Origin of the sequence: Bradyrhizobium sp. CCGE-LA001 (assembly GCF_000296215.2) — a bacterium.
In the GTDB taxonomy this organism is placed as follows: domain Bacteria; phylum Pseudomonadota; class Alphaproteobacteria; order Rhizobiales; family Xanthobacteraceae; genus Bradyrhizobium.
Map to the genome: position 1 here is coordinate 7493670 of NZ_CP013949.1, position 19693 is coordinate 7513362.

Annotated in this window: 15 protein-coding genes; 9 read left to right on the top strand and 6 right to left on the bottom strand. The window is 66.7% G+C overall.

Annotation, left to right across the window (positions count from 1 at the left end):
* Position 1 precedes the first annotated feature (1 nt).
* From BCCGELA001_RS34050 to BCCGELA001_RS34060, 3 genes are all read left to right on the top strand, one after another.
* Positions 2–3463: a tetratricopeptide repeat protein gene (locus BCCGELA001_RS34050; protein ID WP_060737289.1), complete on the top strand. Its 3462-nt coding sequence runs from the start codon at positions 2–4 to the stop codon at positions 3461–3463.
* A gap of 310 nt (positions 3464–3773) precedes the next feature.
* Positions 3774–4691 (top strand): sulfite exporter TauE/SafE family protein, encoded by a 918-nt coding sequence (locus BCCGELA001_RS34055; RefSeq protein WP_060737290.1) that lies wholly within the window; start codon positions 3774–3776, stop codon positions 4689–4691.
* Entirely contained in the window at positions 4688–5458 is a 771-nt protein-coding gene (locus BCCGELA001_RS34060) for a TIGR02186 family protein (protein ID WP_008541163.1), read from the top strand. The genes BCCGELA001_RS34055 and BCCGELA001_RS34060 overlap by 4 nt, the downstream gene beginning before the upstream one ends.
* 15 nt (positions 5459–5473) lie before the next feature.
* Here BCCGELA001_RS34060 and BCCGELA001_RS34065 read toward each other — a convergent pair whose 3' ends face one another.
* The gene (locus tag BCCGELA001_RS34065) at positions 5474–6247 is read right to left on the bottom strand and encodes an MBL fold metallo-hydrolase (protein WP_060737291.1); all 774 of its coding nucleotides are present in this window, start codon (positions 6245–6247) and stop codon (positions 5474–5476) included.
* A gap of 12 nt (positions 6248–6259) precedes the next feature.
* Positions 6260–7171 (bottom strand): DMT family transporter, encoded by a 912-nt coding sequence (locus BCCGELA001_RS34070; RefSeq protein ID WP_008541158.1) that lies wholly within the window; start codon positions 7169–7171, stop codon positions 6260–6262.
* Between the two features lie 99 nt (positions 7172–7270).
* Between BCCGELA001_RS34070 and BCCGELA001_RS34075 the strand changes: the two genes are divergently transcribed.
* On the top strand, positions 7271–8134 hold the full coding sequence (locus tag BCCGELA001_RS34075; RefSeq protein ID WP_008541157.1) for a LysR family transcriptional regulator: 864 nt from the start codon (positions 7271–7273) through the stop codon (positions 8132–8134).
* 206 nt (positions 8135–8340) lie between these two features.
* On the opposite strand, the gene pdeM is transcribed toward BCCGELA001_RS34075, so the two are convergent.
* From pdeM to BCCGELA001_RS34095, 4 genes are all read right to left on the bottom strand, one after another.
* A complete protein-coding gene (pdeM, locus tag BCCGELA001_RS34080; RefSeq protein ID WP_060738004.1) occupies positions 8341–9012 on the bottom strand; it encodes a ligase-associated DNA damage response endonuclease PdeM in 672 nt (223 codons plus the stop codon).
* Positions 9013–9065: 53 nt separating this feature from the next.
* A complete protein-coding gene (locus BCCGELA001_RS34085) occupies positions 9066–11642 on the bottom strand; it encodes a ligase-associated DNA damage response DEXH box helicase (protein WP_060737292.1) in 2577 nt (858 codons plus the stop codon).
* Positions 11643–11796: 154 nt separating this feature from the next.
* The gene (locus BCCGELA001_RS34090; RefSeq protein WP_008541146.1) at positions 11797–13026 is read right to left on the bottom strand and encodes an ABC transporter substrate-binding protein; all 1230 of its coding nucleotides are present in this window, start codon (positions 13024–13026) and stop codon (positions 11797–11799) included.
* A 116-nt stretch (positions 13027–13142) separates the two neighbouring features.
* Positions 13143–14069: a class I SAM-dependent DNA methyltransferase gene (locus BCCGELA001_RS34095; protein ID WP_008541145.1), complete on the bottom strand. Its 927-nt coding sequence runs from the start codon at positions 14067–14069 to the stop codon at positions 13143–13145.
* Between the two features lie 173 nt (positions 14070–14242).
* Between BCCGELA001_RS34095 and BCCGELA001_RS34100 the strand changes: the two genes are divergently transcribed.
* The 5 genes from BCCGELA001_RS34100 to BCCGELA001_RS34120 all read left to right on the top strand — a co-directional run bounded on the left by BCCGELA001_RS34100 (position 14243) and on the right by BCCGELA001_RS34120 (position 19653).
* Positions 14243–15280, top strand: coding sequence for a ligase-associated DNA damage response exonuclease (locus BCCGELA001_RS34100; RefSeq protein WP_008541144.1), 1038 nt, complete (start codon positions 14243–14245; stop codon positions 15278–15280).
* On the top strand, positions 15277–16938 hold the full coding sequence (locus BCCGELA001_RS34105) for a cisplatin damage response ATP-dependent DNA ligase (RefSeq protein ID WP_060737293.1): 1662 nt from the start codon (positions 15277–15279) through the stop codon (positions 16936–16938). Before BCCGELA001_RS34100 ends, BCCGELA001_RS34105 begins: the two co-directional genes overlap by 4 nt.
* A gap of 319 nt (positions 16939–17257) precedes the next feature.
* Positions 17258–17560 (top strand): DUF6460 domain-containing protein, encoded by a 303-nt coding sequence (locus BCCGELA001_RS34110; protein WP_008569045.1) that lies wholly within the window; start codon positions 17258–17260, stop codon positions 17558–17560.
* 31 nt (positions 17561–17591) lie between these two features.
* Positions 17592–18326 (top strand): MBL fold metallo-hydrolase, encoded by a 735-nt coding sequence (locus BCCGELA001_RS34115; protein WP_060737294.1) that lies wholly within the window; start codon positions 17592–17594, stop codon positions 18324–18326.
* A gap of 1 nt (position 18327) precedes the next feature.
* Positions 18328–19653: an MATE family efflux transporter gene (locus BCCGELA001_RS34120; protein ID WP_060737295.1), complete on the top strand. Its 1326-nt coding sequence runs from the start codon at positions 18328–18330 to the stop codon at positions 19651–19653.
* The last annotated feature ends 40 nt before the right edge of the window (positions 19654–19693 follow it).

The following is a 19693-nucleotide window of genomic DNA, read 5'->3' on the forward strand; positions in this document are numbered from 1 at the left end:
CATGAATTCGCGCGTATCGTGGAGTGTTGACGGCATCGATCCATCCGTTCGGGAGCGGGCCGAGGCTGCTGCGCGTCGCGCCGGAATGTCGCTCAACGATTGGCTGAACTCCACCCTCGGCGACACCGCCCCGCCGAACTTCCGCGGACCTCACGAGCAGCGTCCGCACCACATGCCGCAAGCACCGAGCCAGGAAAGCCGCGAAGTCGCGGACATTCATCAGCGGCTCGACGCGATCACCCAGCAGATCGAACGCATCTCGAAGCCCGCGCAGCGCCAGGATTCTTCGCGACAAGACGCAGCGCGCCAGGACGTCTCGCGCGAGCAGGGCGTCGCGCGTCAGCTGAACGATGCGATCTCGCGGCTCGATGCACGGCTGTCGCAAATCTCCAAGCCGCAGCAATCCCACCAGCAGCCGCATCAGGCCGCGCGGCCGGCCCCTGCCCCATCGCCGGTCGAGACACGCCAGCGCCAAGCCGATGCGGTCGAGCGCGCGGCCGCCCAGGTCTATCGCAGCTCGCCACCTCTAAGCCCCGCATCCTTCGACGTCGCGGTCGCCGAGATCACCGCGCGGCAGAGCGAACTTGACGGCTTTGCGCCCAGGCAGATGCCGCCGCGCGCCGCGCCGCCGATTGCACCCGCGCCAGCTCCCTTCGCGCCGCCGATGGCGCCACCTGCGCCCGCCTACGCGCCGCCGCCCGCGCAGCAACCGGGACCAGATTTTTCGTCGCTCGAGCGCCATCTGCTCAAGATCACGAGCCAGATCGAATCGCTGCAGCGGCCGGACAATACCGAGCAGGCGATCGCCGCGTTCCGCAGCGAGCTGGCCGAGATCCGCGCCGCCATCACCGAGGCGATGCCGCGGCGCGCGATCGAATCGATCGAGAACGAGATCCGCTCGCTGCATCGTCGCATCGACGAGACCCGCTCCAACGGCACCGACGGCCAGGTTCTCTCCGGCATCGAACGCGCGCTGTCCGACATCAAGCAGGTGCTGCGCACGCTGACGCCGGCCGAGCAGCTCACCGGCTATGACGAGGCGATCCGCAATCTCGGCGCCAAGCTCGATCTGATCCTGCGCGCCAATGACGATCCCTCGACGGTGCAACAGCTCGAAGGCGCGATCTCCGCGCTGCGCGCCATCGTCTCCAACGTCGCCTCCAACGAAGCGCTCGCGCGTCTGTCCGAAGACGTGCAGCTGCTGTCGTCCAAGGTCGACCAGATCACCCGCGCCTCCGGGCACAGCGACAGCTTCGCGGTGCTGGAGCAGCGCATCGCGGCGCTGACCGCCGCGCTGGAAACGCGCGAGCGGCCGCAGCCGGCCGAGAGCACCGAGCATCTGGAAGCTGCGATCCGCGCGCTGTCGGACCGCTTCGACCGCATGCAGGTCGGCAACGACTCGGCCTCGACCTTCGCGCATCTCGAGCAGCGCGTCTCCTATCTGCTGGAACGGATCGAAGCTGCCTCCGATCCCCGCAACGGCAATCTCAGCCGCGTCGAGGACGGGCTGCACGACATCCTCAGGCACCTGGAACGGCAGCAGGCGACGTATTCCGCGCTGGCCGAGAGCCGCAGCTCGGCGCCGCCCGATTCCGGCATGGTCGATCTGGTCAAGCGCGAGCTCTCCGACATCCGCTTCAGCCAGGCCGAGACCAATCGCAGCACCCAGGACTCGCTCGACGCGGTCCATAGCGCGCTCGGCCATGTCGTCGATCGTCTCTCGATGATCGAAGGCGATCTGCGTGCGGTGCGCAGCGCGCCGCTGGCCCCTGCCCCGATGCCGATGCCAATGGCCGCTCCGATGGAGCCGGCGCCGATGGCGCGCGAGCCGCGGCCGCAGGCACAGCCGCAGCCGCAGCCGCCGAAATACGATCCGAAGCCCGAGCTGCCCAATCCCGCCGCCGCGCAGGCGGCGCAGGCCGCCTTCGTCGCAGCGCCGCGCGACTTCCACGCCGTCACCCCGGCCGCCCCACCGCCGGTGCCGACGGCACAGCAAGCCGCTCCGCCCTTGCCGCCGCGCGCGATCAGCGAAATCCTGGAGCCGCACACCGCGCCTGCGCGCGCTGCGCTGGCGCCGGAATTGCCGCCGGATCATCCGCTCGAGCCGGGCACCCGTCCGGGCGGGCGCGCTGCCACGCCGTCGGAGCGCATTGCGGCGTCCGAGAGCGCGATCAGCGACATTCCCGCCGCGCCGAAAGAACCGGTGTCGTCGTCGAGCTTCATCGCCGCCGCGCGTCGCGCGGCCCAGGCGGCCGCCGCAGCGCCGCCCGAGAAAGCCGGCCGCGCTGCCAAGGCGTCGGTGAGAGGTGGCAAGGATAAAGGCCAGGAAGGTGGCTCGACCATCACGTCGAAGATCCGCTCACTGCTGGTCGGCGCGAGCGTGGTGGTGATCGTGCTCGGCACCTTCAAGATGGCGATGAACCTACTCGACGGCGGCAGCCCGCCGGCGCCGCAGGCGATGCAGAATGTCCCGAGCGACCCGGTATCGCCCGCTCCGGCGCCGCCCCCGGTCGAGACCAAGCCAGCCGCGCCCGAGCAGATCACGCCGTCGATGACCTCGCCGACGCCGATCGGGCGGCAGTCCCAGAACAATGCCGCCCCAGTGCCCGCTCCCACTCCGGGCAACTCGGCCTCGGTCGAGATCCCGCCGGCGCCTGCCGCGGCCCCGCCGCCTGCCTCCAGCGACGTCACCGGCGCGCTGTCGGGCACGAGCCGCGCCAAGCTCGGTCTCATCCAGGTGCCGCCGAGCGAGAAGCTGCCCGAGGCCATCGGCGGCCCCGCCTTGCGCACCGCCGCGATGAAGGGCGATGCGACGGCGGCCTACGAGATCGGCATGCGCTTTGCGGAAGGCAAGGGCGTCGCCACGAACTATGACGAAGCCGCCAAATGGTACGACCGCGCCGCGCAGGCCGGCGTCGTTCCCGCGACCTTCCGCCTCGGCACGCTCTACGAGAAGGGCCTCGGCGTGAAGAAGGACGCCGACATCGCCCGTCGCTACTACACGCAGGCCGCCGAGCGCGGCAACGCCAAGGCGATGCACAATCTCGCGGTGCTCGATGCCGATGGCGGCGGACGCGGCGCCAATTACAAGAGCGCGGCGCAGTGGTTCCGCAAGGCCGCCGATCGCGGCGTCGCCGACAGCCAGTTCAACCTCGGCATTCTCTATGCCCGTGGCATCGGCGTGGAGCAGAACCTCGCCGAATCCTACAAATGGTTCAGCCTCGCAGCCGCGCAGGGCGACACGGATGCGTCCGGCAAGCGCGACGACGTCGCCAAGCGCCTTGACTCGCAATCGCTCGCCGCCGCCAAGCTCGCCATCCAGACCTTCAGCGCCGAGCCGCAGCCCGACGATGCCGTCAACGTCATGACCCCGCCCGGCGGCTGGGACAGCGCGCCGCAGGCGGCCGCAAAGCCGGCGCCGAAGGCCGTCGCGACCAAGCGCTCGGCCTCCGCGGCGCATTGAGCAGCGAACAGCTTTAGGCAGGCAGAACGCGCCGCGCGCTCGGTGCACCTCTCCCGCTTGCGGGGAGGTCGACGCGCGAAGCGCGGCGGGTGGGGGTTCGCTGCTCTGGGGGAGTCCCACTGCGGAGACAACCCTCTCCCTGGCCCTCCCCCGCAAGCGGGGGAGGGAGCGCACCACTGCCATCGCAACGATCGAGCCTCATTCACACTCTCGCCCCATTCACCACGCCTGACATTCCCGGTCCCTCACCGCGCCGAATTCCGCTATTGAGAGACGCGGCAATCGATCCGTCCCGCCGGCGCGTGGTTCAATGCAGCTCTACCTTCCGATCGCCGACCTTCCGGTCAATGTCTTCCTGGTGCTCGCCATGGGCGCCGCGGTCGGCTTCGTGTCCGGCATGTTCGGGATCGGCGGCGGTTTCCTGATGACGCCGCTTCTGATCTTCATCGGCATCACACCGGCGGTCGCGGTCGCCTCCGTGGCAAGTCATATCGCGGCCTCCTCCTTTTCCGGCGCGCTGTCGTACTGGCGGCGTCGTGCGATCGATCCGGCGCTGGCGAGCGTTCTCTTATGCGGCGGCGTGACCGGGACGACGCTGGGCGTGTGGACCTTCACGCAGCTTCGCGCGCTCGGCCAGCTCGATTTGATGATCGCGCTGTCTTACGTGGTGCTGCTCACCACCGTGGGCAGCCTGATGTTCTCCGAAGGCCTGCGCGCCCTGATGCGGACAAGGCGCGGCGCGCTGCCGCCACGCCGCACCCACAATTGGATCCACGGCCTGCCGCTGAAGATGCGGTTCAAGCGCTCCAAGATCTATCTGTCAGTGATTCCGGTCGTGGTCGTCGGGACCGTGATCGGATTCATCGGCGCCATCATGGGCATCGGCGGCGGCTTCATCCTGGTGCCGATCATGATCTATCTGCTGCGGGTGCCGACCTCGACCGTGATCGGGACCTCGATGGTCCTGACCGTCGTCACCATGCTGTTCGCGACCATGCTGCATGCCGTGACCAATCATCTCGTCGATGCCGTGCTGGCGCTGATCCTGATGGTCGGCGGCGTCACCGGTGCGCAGTTCGGCGCAAGGGCCGGCCAGAAGATCCGCGGCGAGCAGTTGCGGCTGCTGCTTGGCCTTCTCATTCTCTCGGTCGGAATCCGCTTCGCGGTCGAGCTGGTGATCCGCCCCGCGGACCTCTTCACCATCCGTGAGCTGGGGGTGACCGGATGACGCGCATGCTTCTGGCAGCTCTTCTCGTTCTACTGATCGGCGGCGCAGCGCGCGCCGAGCGGCTGATCGTGTCGGTCTCCAACCACCGCGTCACCGTGACGCCAAACTATTCCGGCGAGGAGCTGGTGCTGTTCGGCTCGGTCGAGAAGGATGCGTCCACACCGGCCGATCGAACCAATTACGATCTCGTCGTCACCGTGATGGGCCCGCGCGCCGACCTGGTGACGCGGCGGAAGGAACGCACCTTCGGCATCTGGATCAACACGGACTACCGCCAGTTCCTGGAGGTGCCGAGCTATCTGGCGCTGTTCGCCAACCGTCCCTTCGAGGCCATCACCTCGCCCGAGATCGCGCGGCGGCAGCAGATCGGGCTCAACAACGTGCTGCTGACCCAGCGCGTCAGCGGCGATTATGCCGACGTGGTGCCGAACGATGCGTTCCGCTCCGCCTTCATCCGCCTGCGCACCCAGCGCGGGCTCTATCGCGAGGATGCAAGCGCGGTGACGTTCCTGACGCCGACGCTGTTCCGCACCGGCATCCCGTTGCCGGGCGAGGTGCCGATCGGCACCTACGAGATCGAGATCAAGCTGTTTGCCAACGGCGCGTTCATCGGCAAGACCGAGACAGCGTTCGAGATCGTCAAGATCGGCTTCGAGCAATTCGTCGCCACCAGTGCGCGCCACCACGGCCTGCTCTACGGCCTCGCCACGGTCGCAATGGCGCTGATGTCGGGATGGATGGCGTCGATCGTGTTCAGGAAGGATTGAGGCCGGCACCCTCCTTCACGGTGCCTCGATCACCGTCGGCACGCCCGGCTCCAGCAGGCGCAGCCGTGTCCCGAAGCCGAGCACGTCGAAGGTCTTGCGCAGGTCCTCGCCGTTCTGGCGGAAATGCGCCCAGCCTTCGGTATGAACAGGCACGATCATCGCATCGGGAAAGGCGCGCGCGGTCTCGATGGTGTCGTTGGTGTCCATGGTGAGATGGAACGGGCCGCGCGTTTGCGCCGCGCCCGCGAAGGGCAGCACCACGCCGCATTTGAAGCGGCGCGCGACTTCGGCGACGCCGTCGAACCAGGTGGTGTCGCCGCTGATATAGATCGGACGCGTGTCCTTGCGGCTCGACGAGACCACGAAGCCGATGACGTCGCCCGACAGCGGCTCGATGCCGGCCGGGCCGTGGCGCGCGGGCGTTGCGGTGATGGTCAGCGAATTGCCGTCACCGTCCCTCAGCTTCGCGGTGTCCCAGGGCGCAAGGCCCTCGATCTGACCGCCGAGGCGCCTTGCGCCCACCTCGGTCGTGAACACGCGTTTGACCGTGAAGAGATATTCGCGGCCGGAATTGTCGAGATTGTCGGAGTGCTGGTCATGGCTGAGCAGCACCGCATCGACCGGGCCGATCGCGTCGGGCCGCATGGCAGGCCCGATCGTCTTCTCCAGCTTCACATGCGGCAGCTGATAGGCGCCGGGCGCATCGAAGGTCGGGTCGGTAAGTAGGCGGAAGCCGTCGATCTCGATCAGCGCGGTCGGGCCGCCGATCAACGTGATGGAAACGGGCATGACAAACTCCTGTTACGAGACGGGCTTTGCGGGGCGCGTCACCAGATAGATGCCGAGCGCGACCGGGATGATGCCGAGCAGATCGCGGGCCTCCACACGCTCGCCGAGCACGAGGAACGCGAACAGCATGCCGAGCGGCGGCATCAGGAAATGATAGGCGCTGGCGGCTGTGGCGCCACACACTTTCAGGAGATGAAACCAGAGCCAATAGGCGAGGATCGATCCGCCAAGCACGAGGAAGGCGAAGGCGCCGATCAGGCCCGGCGTATAGTCGATCGCATGAACGTCGGCGAAGGTGAGCGCGACCGGCGTCAGCACGATGCCCGCGGCGAGGTTCTGCACGCCGTTGCCGATCCACAACGAGCCCTTCGGTGCGAGCAGCTTGAACAGGATGGTGCCGGCAACGATGGACGCGAGCGAGGCCAGCGTGAAGACGATGCCGTGCAGGCTGTCGGTGCCGACCGACAGGCGATGCCACACGATCGCGGTCACGCCGATGATGCCGAGCAAGAGGCCGCTCGCCTTGCGCCAGGTCATGCCTTCGTCAAGTAGAAGCGCGGCCAGCGCCGCCGTGAACACCGGATTGGCCGAGACGATCAGGCCGCCGAGGCCTGCGGAGACCGATTGCAGGCCGGTATAGCCCAGCCCGAGATAGAGCGCGTTGTTGGCAATGCCGAGCACCGCGAAGATCGCGACATCGCGCCAGGACAATGACCAACCGTCGCCGCGGATCAGCGTCGCGCCCAGGATCAGGATGCCCGCCAGCGAGAAGCGCGCCGCGAGCAGGATCAGCGGCGGGCAATGGGTGACGCCGATCTTGCCGGCGACGAAGGCGTAGCTCCAGAGCAGGCAGAACAGGCCGATAGCGAGCGGCAGCGTGTTGAAGCGGCTGCGGGGAACGGGAAGCGAGGGGGCGAGCGACATGAGGGCATTCTCCTGGAACCCTCGATCTAGGGAGACGGCTTGTCATTTGGAAATTAAATGATTAACTGCCGATAAGTGGATTTTTGAATGGAGGCTGATATGCTCGATCTCGAGCTGCTGCGCAGCTTCGTCTCGGTGGTCGAGGCCGGCGGTTTCACCCGCGCCGGCGCGCGCGTCCACCGCACGCAGTCGACCGTGAGCCAGCAGATCAAGCGGCTGGAGGAGGATGTCGGACAGGTGCTGCTGCACCGCGACGGCAAGGACGTGCGTCCGACCGAGGCCGGCGAGCGGCTCTTGTCCTATGCGCGGCGGCTGCTCTCGCTCGCGGAAGAAGCGCGCGACGTGCTGCGGCAGCCGGGCGGCGAAGGCGCGATCCGGCTCGGCATTCCCGAGGATTTCGCGGCCTACCGGCTGACGAAGCTGCTGGGCGCGTTCTCGCGCTCGCATCCGCGGCTGCGGCTCGACGTGCGCGCGGACCAGAGCAAGCATCTGGCCCGCGATCTCGAACGCGGCGAGCTCGACCTTGCGCTGTACAAGCGCGAAGCCGGCGCAAAGGACGCGATCGCGGTGTGGCCGGAGCGGGTGCACTGGGTCACCAGCAAGAGCCATCCGGTCGACGTCAACGTGTCGTCCGTGCCGCTGATCGGCTTTCCGCTCGGCTGCATCTATCGCGCCGGCGCCATCCACGCGCTGGAAAGCGCGGGCCGCGCGTGGCACACCGCCTACACGTCATCCAGTCTCTCCGGCATCCAGGCCGCCGTCGCCGCCGGCATGGGGCTGAGCATATTGTCGGAGATGGCAATCCAGTCCGACCATCGCGTACTGACCGCCAAGGACGGCTTTGCGCCAATCAACAAGACCGAGGTGGCGCTGATGGCCTCGCCGGATGCCAGCCCGGCGACGCTGCGGCTGGCCGAGCGGCTCGCCGAATTCTGCGACAATGTGCAGACGAAGGCGGCTTAAGCTGCTACTGCGGCTTCGATCTGCGACCACGGTCGCGGCTCGAGCAAGCGCCTCGTCCTTCGAGACGACCGCTCCGCGGTCTCCTCAGGATGAGGCTCATGAGCGACGTGCACGTTGAAACTGCTGCTACGCGTTCCGTCCTCATCCTGAGGGCCCGCCGGAAGGCGGGCGTCTCGAAGGATGGCCGCAACAAAGCTCTCTAGCGTTCAATAGCACCGCGATGCGGCGATGGCGTGGACGCGGCGGTCGCCGAGGAGATGGGCGACGAAGCCGTTCTTCGGAAAGATCCTTGCAAACGCGGCATCGCGGATGCTGAGGCCGCCGGCATAGGCGCCGAAGGCAGGCATCACGGCGCGCATACCGTCAGACGCGAAGCAGCGGCGCTCCATCGAACGGCCGCGCGCGGAGACGCGGGCCTTGGGATGCAGATGGCCGGCGATCTCGCCATGCGCGCCGGTCGGCTCGTGGCGGAAGGTGATCGGGCTGATCGCGACTTCCTCGGCGACGGTGCCGCCGAGATCGCGCGGCAGCATGGGATCATGATTGCCCGAGATCCAGATCCAGTCGCGGCCCGACTGGAGCGCGGCGACGGCGTCGCGGTCCTGTGCGGAGAGGCGCTCATGCGCGCTGCGATCGTGAAAACTGTCGCCAAGCGCGATCACGGTGCGCGGGTTATGGCGGGAGATGACAGCAGCGAGGCGGCCAAGCGTCGCCAGCGTGTCGTAAGGCGGCAGCAGCACGCCGCGCATGGCGAAGCTGGAACCTTTTTCCAGATGCAGGTCGGAGACGACGAGCAGGCGCTGCTCGTCCCAGAACAGCGCGCCGGAGAGATCGGCCGCGAACGTCACTTCGTTGATGGTGACGCTGGAAACGCGCATGTCCTCGATATCTCCCGAAATCAGCGCGCCTGCCGTCACGTCGAAACCTGCCTCTATCCCATCGCTTCCTTGACCAACTCGTCGGCGGCTTCCGCCAACAGCTCGTCTCCAGCTTCGCCATAAACTGACTCGCGGCCGATTTCCAGCATCACGGGCACCGCGAGCGGGGAAACGCGGTCGAGTTCCCGGAATGAGATTCGGCCCTTGATGCGCATCAGCATGTCGCTGAGGCGGCGCAGATCGAGCAGGCCGGTGGCGGCATCGGCGCGCGCGGCGCGCAGGAGGACGTGGTCGGCCTGGTGTTTGCGCAGGACGTCGTAGACGAGATCCGTCGAGAACAGCACTTGGCGGCGGCTCTTCTCTTCGCCGGTGTGGCGGCGCGCGATCAGGCCGGAGATGATGGCGCAGTTGCGGAAAGTGCGCTTCATCAAGGCGGACTCGGCCAGCCAGGCTTCGAGATCATCGCCGAGCATGTCGGGGTCGAACAGCGCGTCGAGATCGATCCGCCCATCGCGGATCATGAACGACATGTCGCCGAGCGCCCAGACCGCGATGGCGTATTCGTTGGCGACGAACCCGAGCGGCCGCGCGCGGGCGCGCTCCAAGCGCCGCGTCAGGAGCATGCCGAGCGTCTGGTGCGCGAGGCGGCCTTCGAAGGGATAGCAGACGAGATAATGCTTGTTGGCGCGCGGAAAGCTCTCGACCAAGAGCTCGCGCACGGCGGGCACCTGCGAAACGTCCTTTTGCAGCGACAGCCAGTCGCGCACCTGCTCCGGCAGACCGCCCCATGCGCTGAAGTCATCGAGCAGGCGACGGACGCGCTCCGCAAGATAGGTCGAGAGCGGGAATTTGCCGCCCATGTAAGACGGCACCTTGGGATCCTTGTCATGGGCGCGCGAAACATAGACCTGGTCCTCGACCACGGTCTCGTAGCGCACCACCTCGCCTGAGAACACGAAAGTGTCGCCGGGGCTCAAGCCCTCGATGAAGGCCTCCTCGATCTCGCCGAGCAGCCTGCCACCGCGCGCGATCACGCCCGTCGATCCCGCACCACCGCCGCGCGAGCGCACCAGGCGCACCTTCAGCATGTCGTCCTCGACGATGGTGCCGACATTCATGCGGTAGCTCTGCCGCACCTTGGGATTGGCAACGCGCCAGCGGCCCTCCTTGTCCTGCTTGATGCGGGCGAAGCGCTCATAGGTCTTTAGCGCGTAGCCGCCGGAGGCGACGAAGTCGACGACATCGTCGAAATCCTGGCGCGAGAGATTTGCGTAAGGCGCGGCGGTTCGGACCTCATTGTAGAGTTCATCGGAGAAGAACGGCTCGCCACAGGCGCAGCCGAGCACGTGCTGGGCGAGCACGTCGAGCGCACCGGTGCGCAAGGGCGGCGTGTCCTGCGCATTCTCGGCGATGGCATCGATGGCCACGCGGCATTCCAGCACCTCGAAGCGATTCGCGGGCACCAGCACTGCACGCGAGGCCTCGTCGAGACGATGGTTGGCGCGGCCGATACGCTGCATCAGGCGCGAGGATCCCTTGGGCGCGCCGATATTGACGACGAGATCGACATCGCCCCAGTCGACGCCGAGGTCGAGCGAGGAGGTGCAGACCACGCCGCGCAAGCGTCCCGCCGACATCGCGTCCTCGACCTTGCGGCGCTGGGCGACATCGAGCGAGCCGTGATGCAGGGCGATGGCGAGGCCGTCATCGTTCATGCTCCAGAGATTCTGGAACAGCATCTCGGCCTGGCTGCGGGTGTTGACGAAGACCAGCGTGGTCTTGTTGGCCTTGATCAGTTCGTAGATCTCAGGGAGTGCGTGCCGCGCGCTGTGGCCGGCCCAGGGCAGGCGTTCGCGCGTATCCAGCATCTCGACCTCGGGCGGCGCTGCGCCGCCGGCGACGACGATGTCGGCCGCCTCTTCCTTGCCGTCGGGCTGCGGCACCAGGAAGCGCGCGAGCTGATCGGGTTCGGCGACCGTCGCCGACAGGCCGATGGCGCGCAGATGCGGCGCTAGCCGCCAGAGCCGCGCGAGGCCGAGCGAGAGCAGATCGCCGCGCTTGGACGTCACCAGCGCGTGCAGCTCGTCGAGCACGATGCGCTTCAGCGATGAGAACAGGAACGGCGCGTCGTCGGAGGACAGCAGCAGCGCGAGCTGCTCGGGCGTCGTCAGCAGGACATCCGGCGGATAGCGCCGCTGGCGCTGGCGGCGTGAGACGGGCGTATCGCCGGTACGGGTCTCCACCTTGATCGGCAGACCCATCTCGGCGATCGGCCGCTCCAGATTGCGCGCAATATCGACGGCGAGCGCCTTGAGCGGCGAGATGTAGAGCGTGTGCAGGCCGCCGGCGCGCCGCACGTCGCGGCCGGTGGAGACGAGGCTTTTCTTCTCACCTGCGTTCCGCTCGGCCGCCTGCGTGGAAAGCTCCACCAGCGTCGGCAGAAATCCTGCCAGCGTCTTGCCGGCGCCGGTCGGCGCGATCAGCAGCGCGGACCTGTCCTCGCGCGCCTTCTCCAGCAGCGCCACTTGATGCGCGCGCGGCGACCAGCCGCGCGCCGCGAACCACGCATTGAAGCGGTCGGGCAGCAGTGCGGCGGGCTCGGCCGGGGATTTGCGGATGCGGGGCGGCACGGCATGACAGGTAAGCCGTGGGGCCGGGTTCGTCGAGGGGTGGATGCTCTCGTAGGGTGGGCAAAGCGGAGCGTGCCCACCGCGGTCGTCGTCAGGAAGATGGTGGGCACGGCGCAAGAGCGCCTTTGCCCACCCTACGGCACCATGCCCTTCCCTACTCCGACATCGGCTTGTCGGAGATGTCCCAGTCCTTGCCGGTGAAGGTGGAGATGAACAGCGTCTTCATCGGCGTGTAATCCTCGGGCGTGTAGCTGTAGCTGACGCCGTCGAGGAAATAGGGCGAGTGGAAACCGTTGAGGTTCGAGGCCTGCTTGAGCACGTTGGCGCGGGTGAGCTCGTTGCCGCAGCGGCGCAGGATCTCGGCCATGGTCGCGGCTTGGCCGTAGCCGGCGAAGGCGATGGTGTTGTCGGAATCGATCGCCGGCGTGTATTTCTTGCGCAGCTCCTCGAACGCCATCACATCGGGATCCTTCTCCCATTTGGGCAGGCCGACCTCCTTGTTGTAGCGGATCGCGACGATGCCGGTCGCATTCTCCATGCCCGCGGCATTGAGGATCGAGCGGCCGGTCGATCCGGCCGACAGCAGCTGCAGCGGCTTCCAGCCGAGCTCGGCCACTTTGCGGATCGACTGCGACGTCGCCTTGCCCGTGGTGATGTTGTAGAAGACGTCGGCGCCCGATTTCGAGAGATTGACGAGCTGGGAATCGACGGTCGGCTCGGTGAGATCATAGGTCTGCTCCATGATCACCTGCGCGGTGCCGCCGGCGTCAGCCAGCACCTTCTTGAACGGACCGAGGAAGTCGCGGCCGAAATCGTCGTTCTGGTAGAGGATGCCGATCTTGGCATTCGGCTTCACGCTGACGACGTGGCGCGCGAGAATGCGCGCCTCGGTCGGATAGAGCGGCAGGCCGGCCATGGTCCATTTGAACTCTTTCGGGTTGTTCCACTTCGAGGCGCCGGTGTTGAGCAGCAGCTGCGGCACGCCCTTTGAGTTCAGGTATTTGTGCACGGCGGTCTGCGGCGCGGTGCCGAGCGAGCCGTAGAGCGCGAGCACCTCTTCCTGCTCGACGAGGCGCCGCGTCGCCTCGACGCATTTCGGCGCGCTGTAGGCGTCGTCCATGGTGAGGAACTTGACCTTGCGGCCGTTGATGCCGCCCTTCTCGTTCAGCATCTGGAAATAGGCTTCGCCGATGCGGCCGAGCACGCCGTAGAGCGAGCCGGGGCCGGAATGAGGCACCGTCTGCCCGATCTTGATTTCGGTGTCGCTGGCCCCGGCATCGTATTTCTTCTCCGCGGCCCAGACATAGGGCGCGGGCAGAGTGGATGCGGCGATGGTGGCGAGCGCGGCGGCGCTGAAATCGCGCCGCGATGGATTCTTGGTCATTATTGTTTTCTCCCTGGTGCGCGCATTGTGCTGACATCGCAGCGCAGCTCGCAAGTGGGAAGTCGCAGCTTTGCGACGCAATGACGCTTAAATTGCTGCAGATGCAGCGCCTAGACTCAAGTTTTCTCGGCGACGACGACGAGGCCGCGCACCGGCTCGTTGTTCTCGTTGCGCGGCGAGGCCGGCTCCAGCGTGAGGAGCTTCAGTCCGGCCTTCGCCAGCGCGCTGCGCACATATTCCGCCGAATGGGCATAGCGCAGGCCGGCGCCGAGCACGACGCCGCTACCGTCATGCGTCTCGAGCGTGAAGGCGAGCACGCCGCCCGAGACGAGCACGCGCTTTGCCTCGGTGAGCACCGGCGCGAGATCGGAGAGATAGACGAAGGCATCGGCGGCGACGACGAGATTCGCGCTCGCATCCGCCTTGCCGCGCAGGCCTTCGATCATGTCGGCGACTTCGAGCTCGGCATAGAGCTCAGTCGCACGCGCCTCCTTGATCATGCCGGGCGACAGGTCGATGCCGATGAAATGGTCGACCTGCTTGGCGAAGGCGGCCGCCGCAAGGCCGGTGCCGCAGCCGAGGTCGATGGTTCGCTTGAAGTAGGCCGGCTTCTTCGCGGCGACGCGCGCGGCCAGCACCGCCTTGAAGATCAGCGCGGGTGCGCGATAGCCGAGATCGTTGATCAGCGTATGCTCGAAGCGCGGCGCGTATTGGTCGAACAGCGCCTGCACATAGGCCTTGGGCATCTCCGCAACTTGCGCATCGCCCAGCCGCATCAAATGCAGGCCGGCGCCGTGCTGGTCCGCCGGATCGCACCGGAGCGCTTCCCGGAACGCGGCAAGCGCCTTGTCGCGCTCGCCGAGCTGCTGACGGAGTTCGCCGAGCGTGAACCAAGCCGAGGTGAAATCGGGCGCGAGCTCGAGCGCCTGTTCGACGAGGTCCGCGGCTGCAGGCAAATCGCCCTTGAGCTGGAGGTCGCGCGCGAACTCAAAGCGGCGGTCGGCCATGAGATCGCCGGAGGTCAGGAACAAGCGCAGGGGCATCGGGGAACCACTCGTCATTGTCGGGCTTGACCCGCCTGCGGGGCCGAAGCCCCCCCGGCGCGGCGTAGGCCCGGCAATCCATCAAAAAATGAAACTCTTTAAGAGGATGGATGCGCGGGTCAAGCCCGCGCATGACCGGTGAATTGGAGGTGATAGCTCCCTATATGACCACGATGCGCCCCCAAGACATCCTGCTGCCAACTGCTGCCGGCCTGTGCTGCAAGCCGGGCGGCTTCCACATCGATCCTGTGCGCCCGGTCGAGCGGGCGGTGATTACCCACGGGCATTCCGACCATGCCCGCGCCGGCCATGGCGCGGTGCTGGCGACGCAGGAAACGCTCGACATGATGCGGCTGCGCTACGGCGAGAATTTTGCCGGCTCGACACAGGCGATCGCTTACGGCGAGGAAATCCGGCTCGGCGATATCCGGGTGAAGTTTCACCCGGCCGGCCATGTGCTGGGCTCGGCGCAGATCGCCGTGACCTGCAAGGACACCTGCATCGTCGCTTCCGGCGACTACAAGGACGCACCCGACCCGACCTGCACGCCGTTCGAGCTGGTGCCCTGCGACGTCTTCATCACCGAGGCGACGTTCGGCCTGCCGGTGTTCCGGCATGGCGATGCCGGCGACGAGGTGAAGAAGCTGCTGGCCTCGGTCGCGTTGTTTCCGGAGCGCGCCCATCTGGTGGGCGCCTATTCGCTCGGCAAGGCACAGCGCGTCATCGCGCTGCTGCGCCAGGCCGGCTATGAGGCGCCGATCTACTTGCATGGCGCAATGGAGACGATCACGCATTACTATCAGACCCGCGGCATCGACCTCGGCGAGCTCAGGCCGGCGAAGGGCATGAAGAAGGCGTCGCTTGCCGGCACCATCACGCTGGCGCCGCCGTCGGCGACATCAGATCTCTGGACACGGCGCTTTCCCGACCCGGTCACCGCTTTCGCCTCGGGCTGGATGCGCGTGCGCGCCCGCGCGCGGCAGCGCGGCATCGAGCTGCCGCTCGTCATCTCCGACCATGCCGATTGGGACGGCCTCACCGCGACGATCGCAGCGACTGGCGCCGGCGAGATCTGGGTCACGCACGGCCAGGAAGACGCGCTGGTGCATTGGTGCCGTAGCAAGGGCCTCAAAGCGCAGCCGCTGGATCTCGTCGGCTATGGCGACGAGGAGGAGAGCGAGACGTCGATCCAAAACGAGGCCGAGGCATGAACCGCTTCGCCGAGCTGCTCGATCGCCTCGCCTACGAGCCCGGCCGCAACAACAAGCTGCGGCTGATCACCGGCTATTTCCGCGAGGTCGCCGACCCCGATCGCGGCTACGCATTGGCCGCGCTCACCGGCGCACTCAGCTTCAAGCATGCCAAGCCCGCATTGATCCGCGACCTCATCGCGGCGCGCACGGATGAGGTGCTGTTCGGGCTATCCTACGACTATGTCGGCGATCTCTCGGAGACGGTGGCGCTGATGTGGCCGAAGGCGCCGTTGGCCGCCCATAACAACCCGCCGCCTCCGTCCCTCACCGAAGTCGTCACCACGCTGCGTACGCTCGGCAAGACCGAGCTGCCAAAGCAGCTCGAACGCTGGCTCGACGAGCTCGACGAGACCGGCCGCTGGGCGCTGCTGAAGCTCGTGACCGGCGCGCTTCGCATCGGCATTTCCGCGCGCCTTGCCAAGACTGCTGCCGCAGCATTGGGCGACAAGGACCCGCATGAGGTTGAGCTGATCTGGCCGGGGCTTGCGCCGCCTTATCTCGACCTGTTCGCCTGGCTCGAAGGCCGCGGCGACAAGCCGGTCAATCGCGATCCCGCGCCGTTCCGCCCGGTGATGCTCGCGCATGCGATCGAGGACACGGATTTCGCTTCGCTCGATCCCGCCGACTATATCGCCGAATGGAAATGGGACGGCATTCGCGTGCAGGCGGTGGCAGGCCGCGATGAGCGCGGGCACATTACCGCGCGGCTCTATTCGCGCACCGGCGAAGACATCACCGGCAGCTTTCCGGATCTCGTGCCGTCGCTGCGCCTGCCTGGCGCCATCGACGGCGAGCTCCTGATCCTGCGCGAGGGTCGCGTGCAGAGCTTCAACGTGCTGCAACAGCGTCTCAACCGCAAGGTGGTCTCGCCAAAGCTGATCAAGGAATTTCCGATCCATCTGCGCGCCTACGACCTGCTCGGCGACGACCAGAACGACCTGCGCGAGCTGCCGTTCGCGGAGCGGCGCGAGAGGCTCGAGACCTTCATCGCAAAGCTCGACGATCCCCGCATCGACCTGTCGACCACCGTGCCCTTCGCAAGCTGGGAGGCGCTGACCGCCGCGCGCGCCGATCCCGCCAGTGCCGGCGCCGGCGAGGACGCCGACGCGGTCGAAGGCGTGATGCTGAAGCGGCGCGATGCGCCGTATTTGCCGGGGCGGCCGAAGGGGCAATGGTGGAAGTGGAAACGCGACCCGCACATCATCGACGCCGTGCTGATGTATGCGCAGCGCGGCCACGGCAAGCGCTCGTCCTATTATTCCGACTACACCTTCGGCGTCTGGACCGGCGGCGATGGCGGCGACGAGCTGGTGCCGGTCGGCAAAGCCTATTTCGGCTTCACCGACGAGGAGCTGTTGCAGATCGACCGCTTCGTCCGCCGCAACACCACCGAAAAGTTCGGCCCTGTCCGCCATGTCGTGCACGAGCCGGACAAGGGTCTCGTGCTGGAGGTCGCGTTCGAGGGGCTGCAGCGCTCGCCGCGGCACAAATCCGGCGTCGCCATGCGCTTTCCCCGCATCAGCCGCCTGCGCTGGGACAAGCCGCCGCGGGAAGCGGACAGGCTGGAAACGCTGGAGCGGATGCTGAAGGCGGAGCCGGCGGAGGTGGAGATGTGAGGCGCGTGCTGCGCCGGATTTTGGCGGCGCCTGAGCGCGCGCCTCGTCCTTCGAGACGACCGCTTCGCGGTCTCCTCAGGATGAGGCTAATCGGCGCCGGCGCCTGTTTGAACTGCTGCCGCGCACTCCGTCCTCATCCTGAGGAGCCCGCCGAAAGCCGGCGTCTCGAAGCATGGCGGCCGGGAAAACACTCTTATCAGGCCGCGGGAGAGATGACTCGCGAATTAAACTCCCGTAACCCGATTGACGGCCGGACCCGGGTTCCCCATGTGCCCCGCCGTGACTTATAATGGGGACGAATCCCCGCGAGGAGTTTGAGATGGTCCAAGACGTCAGAGATTTGCCGGCCGGCCGCAGCGATGGCCTGAACCGCTTTCTCGGCGGCACGCCGCTGGCAGTCGCGTTTCGCCTGGTCCTGCTCTCGATCCTGGTCGGCGTCGTGCTGGCGGCGATCGGTTTCGATCCCTGGAACATCCTCTACAGCATCCAGCTGCTGTTCCAGCGGCTCTGGGATCTCGGCTTCGACACCATCAACTGGCTGTGGCGCTACTTCCTGCTCGGCGCTGTCATCGTGATCCCGATCTGGCTGCTCTCGCGCGTGTTCGGTTCGCCGCGACGCTGATTCCGGATCATAGTTAGGGAGCCCGCAGCCGATGCAACTGCGCTTTGTCGGCTGCGGTGACGCCTTCGGCTCGGGTGGCAGGCTCAACACTTGCTTCCACATCTCGGGGCGCGAGAGCAATTTCCTGATCGATTGCGGCGCGTCGGCCCTGCCGGCGCTGAAGCGGCTCGAGATCGACTGTGACGACATCAATCTCATCCTCATCACGCATTTCCACGGCGACCATTTTGCCGGGCTGCCGTTTTTTCTGCTCGATGCGCAATTCTCGCGGCGGACGCGGCCGCTGACGATTGCGGGCCCGCAAGGCACCGAGACGCGGCTCCGCGCAGTGATGGAAGCGCTGTTCGAGCACTCCTCCAAGACCAAGCAGCGTTTCGAGCTCAACGTGGTCGAACTAGCGCCTCGGCAAAGCCAAAGCTTCGGCACGGTGACGGTGACGCCCTATCCGGTCGTGCACGGCGAATCCGGCGGGCCGTTCCTGGCCTATCGCGTCGAAGCCGAGGGCCGCACGCTCGCCTACAGCGCCGATACCGAATGGACGGAGACGCTCATTCCGCTGGCGCATGGCGCGGACCTTTTCATTGCGGAAGCCTATATGTACGAGAAGGTGGTCAAGAACCATCTCAGCCTGAAGACCTTGGAACAGCATCTGCCCGAGATCGGCGCCAAGCGCCTCGTCCTCACCCATATGAGCGACGACGTGCTGTCGCGCCTCGACGACATCGACCATCTCGCCGCCGAAGACGGCATGGTGCTCGTGTTCTGACATGCACGCCCCCATTCCCCTCAAGATCGGCTCCCGCCAGGTGTTCGCCATCGCCGGCCCTGCGATGGTGGCGAACCTCACCACGCCGCTGATCGGCGTGGTCTCGACCACTGCGATCGGACGGCTCGACGATGCCGCGCTGCTCGGCGGCGTTGCGATGGCTTCCGTGATCTTCGACTGCCTGTTCTGGCTGTTCGGCTTCCTGCGCATGAGCACGCTCGCCTTCACGGCGCAGGCGATGGGCGCCGGCGAGACGCGCGAGCAGACCGTGATCCTGGTGCGCGGCTTCATCGTCGCCGGCCTGATCGGCGCCGGACTGATCGTGCTGCAATTGCCGCTGGCCGCCGCGCTGTTCGACCTGATGGGCGGCAGCGAGGGCGTGACGCGCGCCGCAAAGACCTATTTCATGATCCGGATCTGGTCCTCGCCCTTCGCTTTCGCCAATTACGTCGTGCTCGGCTGGCTGGTGGGACAGGCCCGCGCCAATCCGGCACTCGCGCTCCAGGTCGTCATCAACCTCATCAACATGGCAGCCACGATCCTGCTGGTGCTGGTCTACGACTTCGGCATCGCAGGTGCGGCAATTGCGGCGCTGCTGTCGGAGACGTCAGGGTTCGTGCTCGGCGTGATCGTCTGCCGCCGTTATGCCGTCGGCGGCTTCAAGGTGCCCCGCGCAATTCTGCTGGATCGCGCCAAGCTGATGCGGCTCCTGGCGGTGAACACCGACATCCTGATCCGCACCGCAGCGCTGATCACGGTGTTCCTGTTCTTCACCGCCAAGGGCGCGCGCACGGGCGACGTCACGCTCGCCGCGAATTCCGTGCTCAACAATTTCCTGCTGGTCAGCGCTTTCTTCCTCGACGGCCTCGCCAACGCGGCCCAGCAGCTCTGCGGCCGCACTTTTGGCGCACGCGACGCCAGGGGATTTGCGGATTCGACCCGGCTGGTGCTCACATGGGGCCTCGGCTTCGCCACGGTCGTCGCGGCGCTGTTCGCGACGTTCGGGCCCGATATCATCAATTTCATGACCGCGAGCGAGGACGTCCGCCGCTCCGCGCGCGAGTTCCTGCCGTTCATCGTGCTTGCGCCAATCCCCGGCGTGTTCGCGTTCGGCTTCGATGGCGTCTATGTCGGCGCCACCTGGGCGCGCGAGATGCGCAATCTGATGTTGGCCTCGCTCGCGATCTTCTTCTGCGTCTGGCTGGCACTGCAATCGTTCGGCAATACCGGACTTTGGTGCGCGCTGATCGCGTTCTATGTGGCACGCGGCGGATTGCAGGGGGCAAGGTATCCGGCGCTGTACCGGGCGACGTTCTCGAAAATCTAACGATCGTGTCCCGGACGCGCTGCAGCGTGAAACGCTGCTG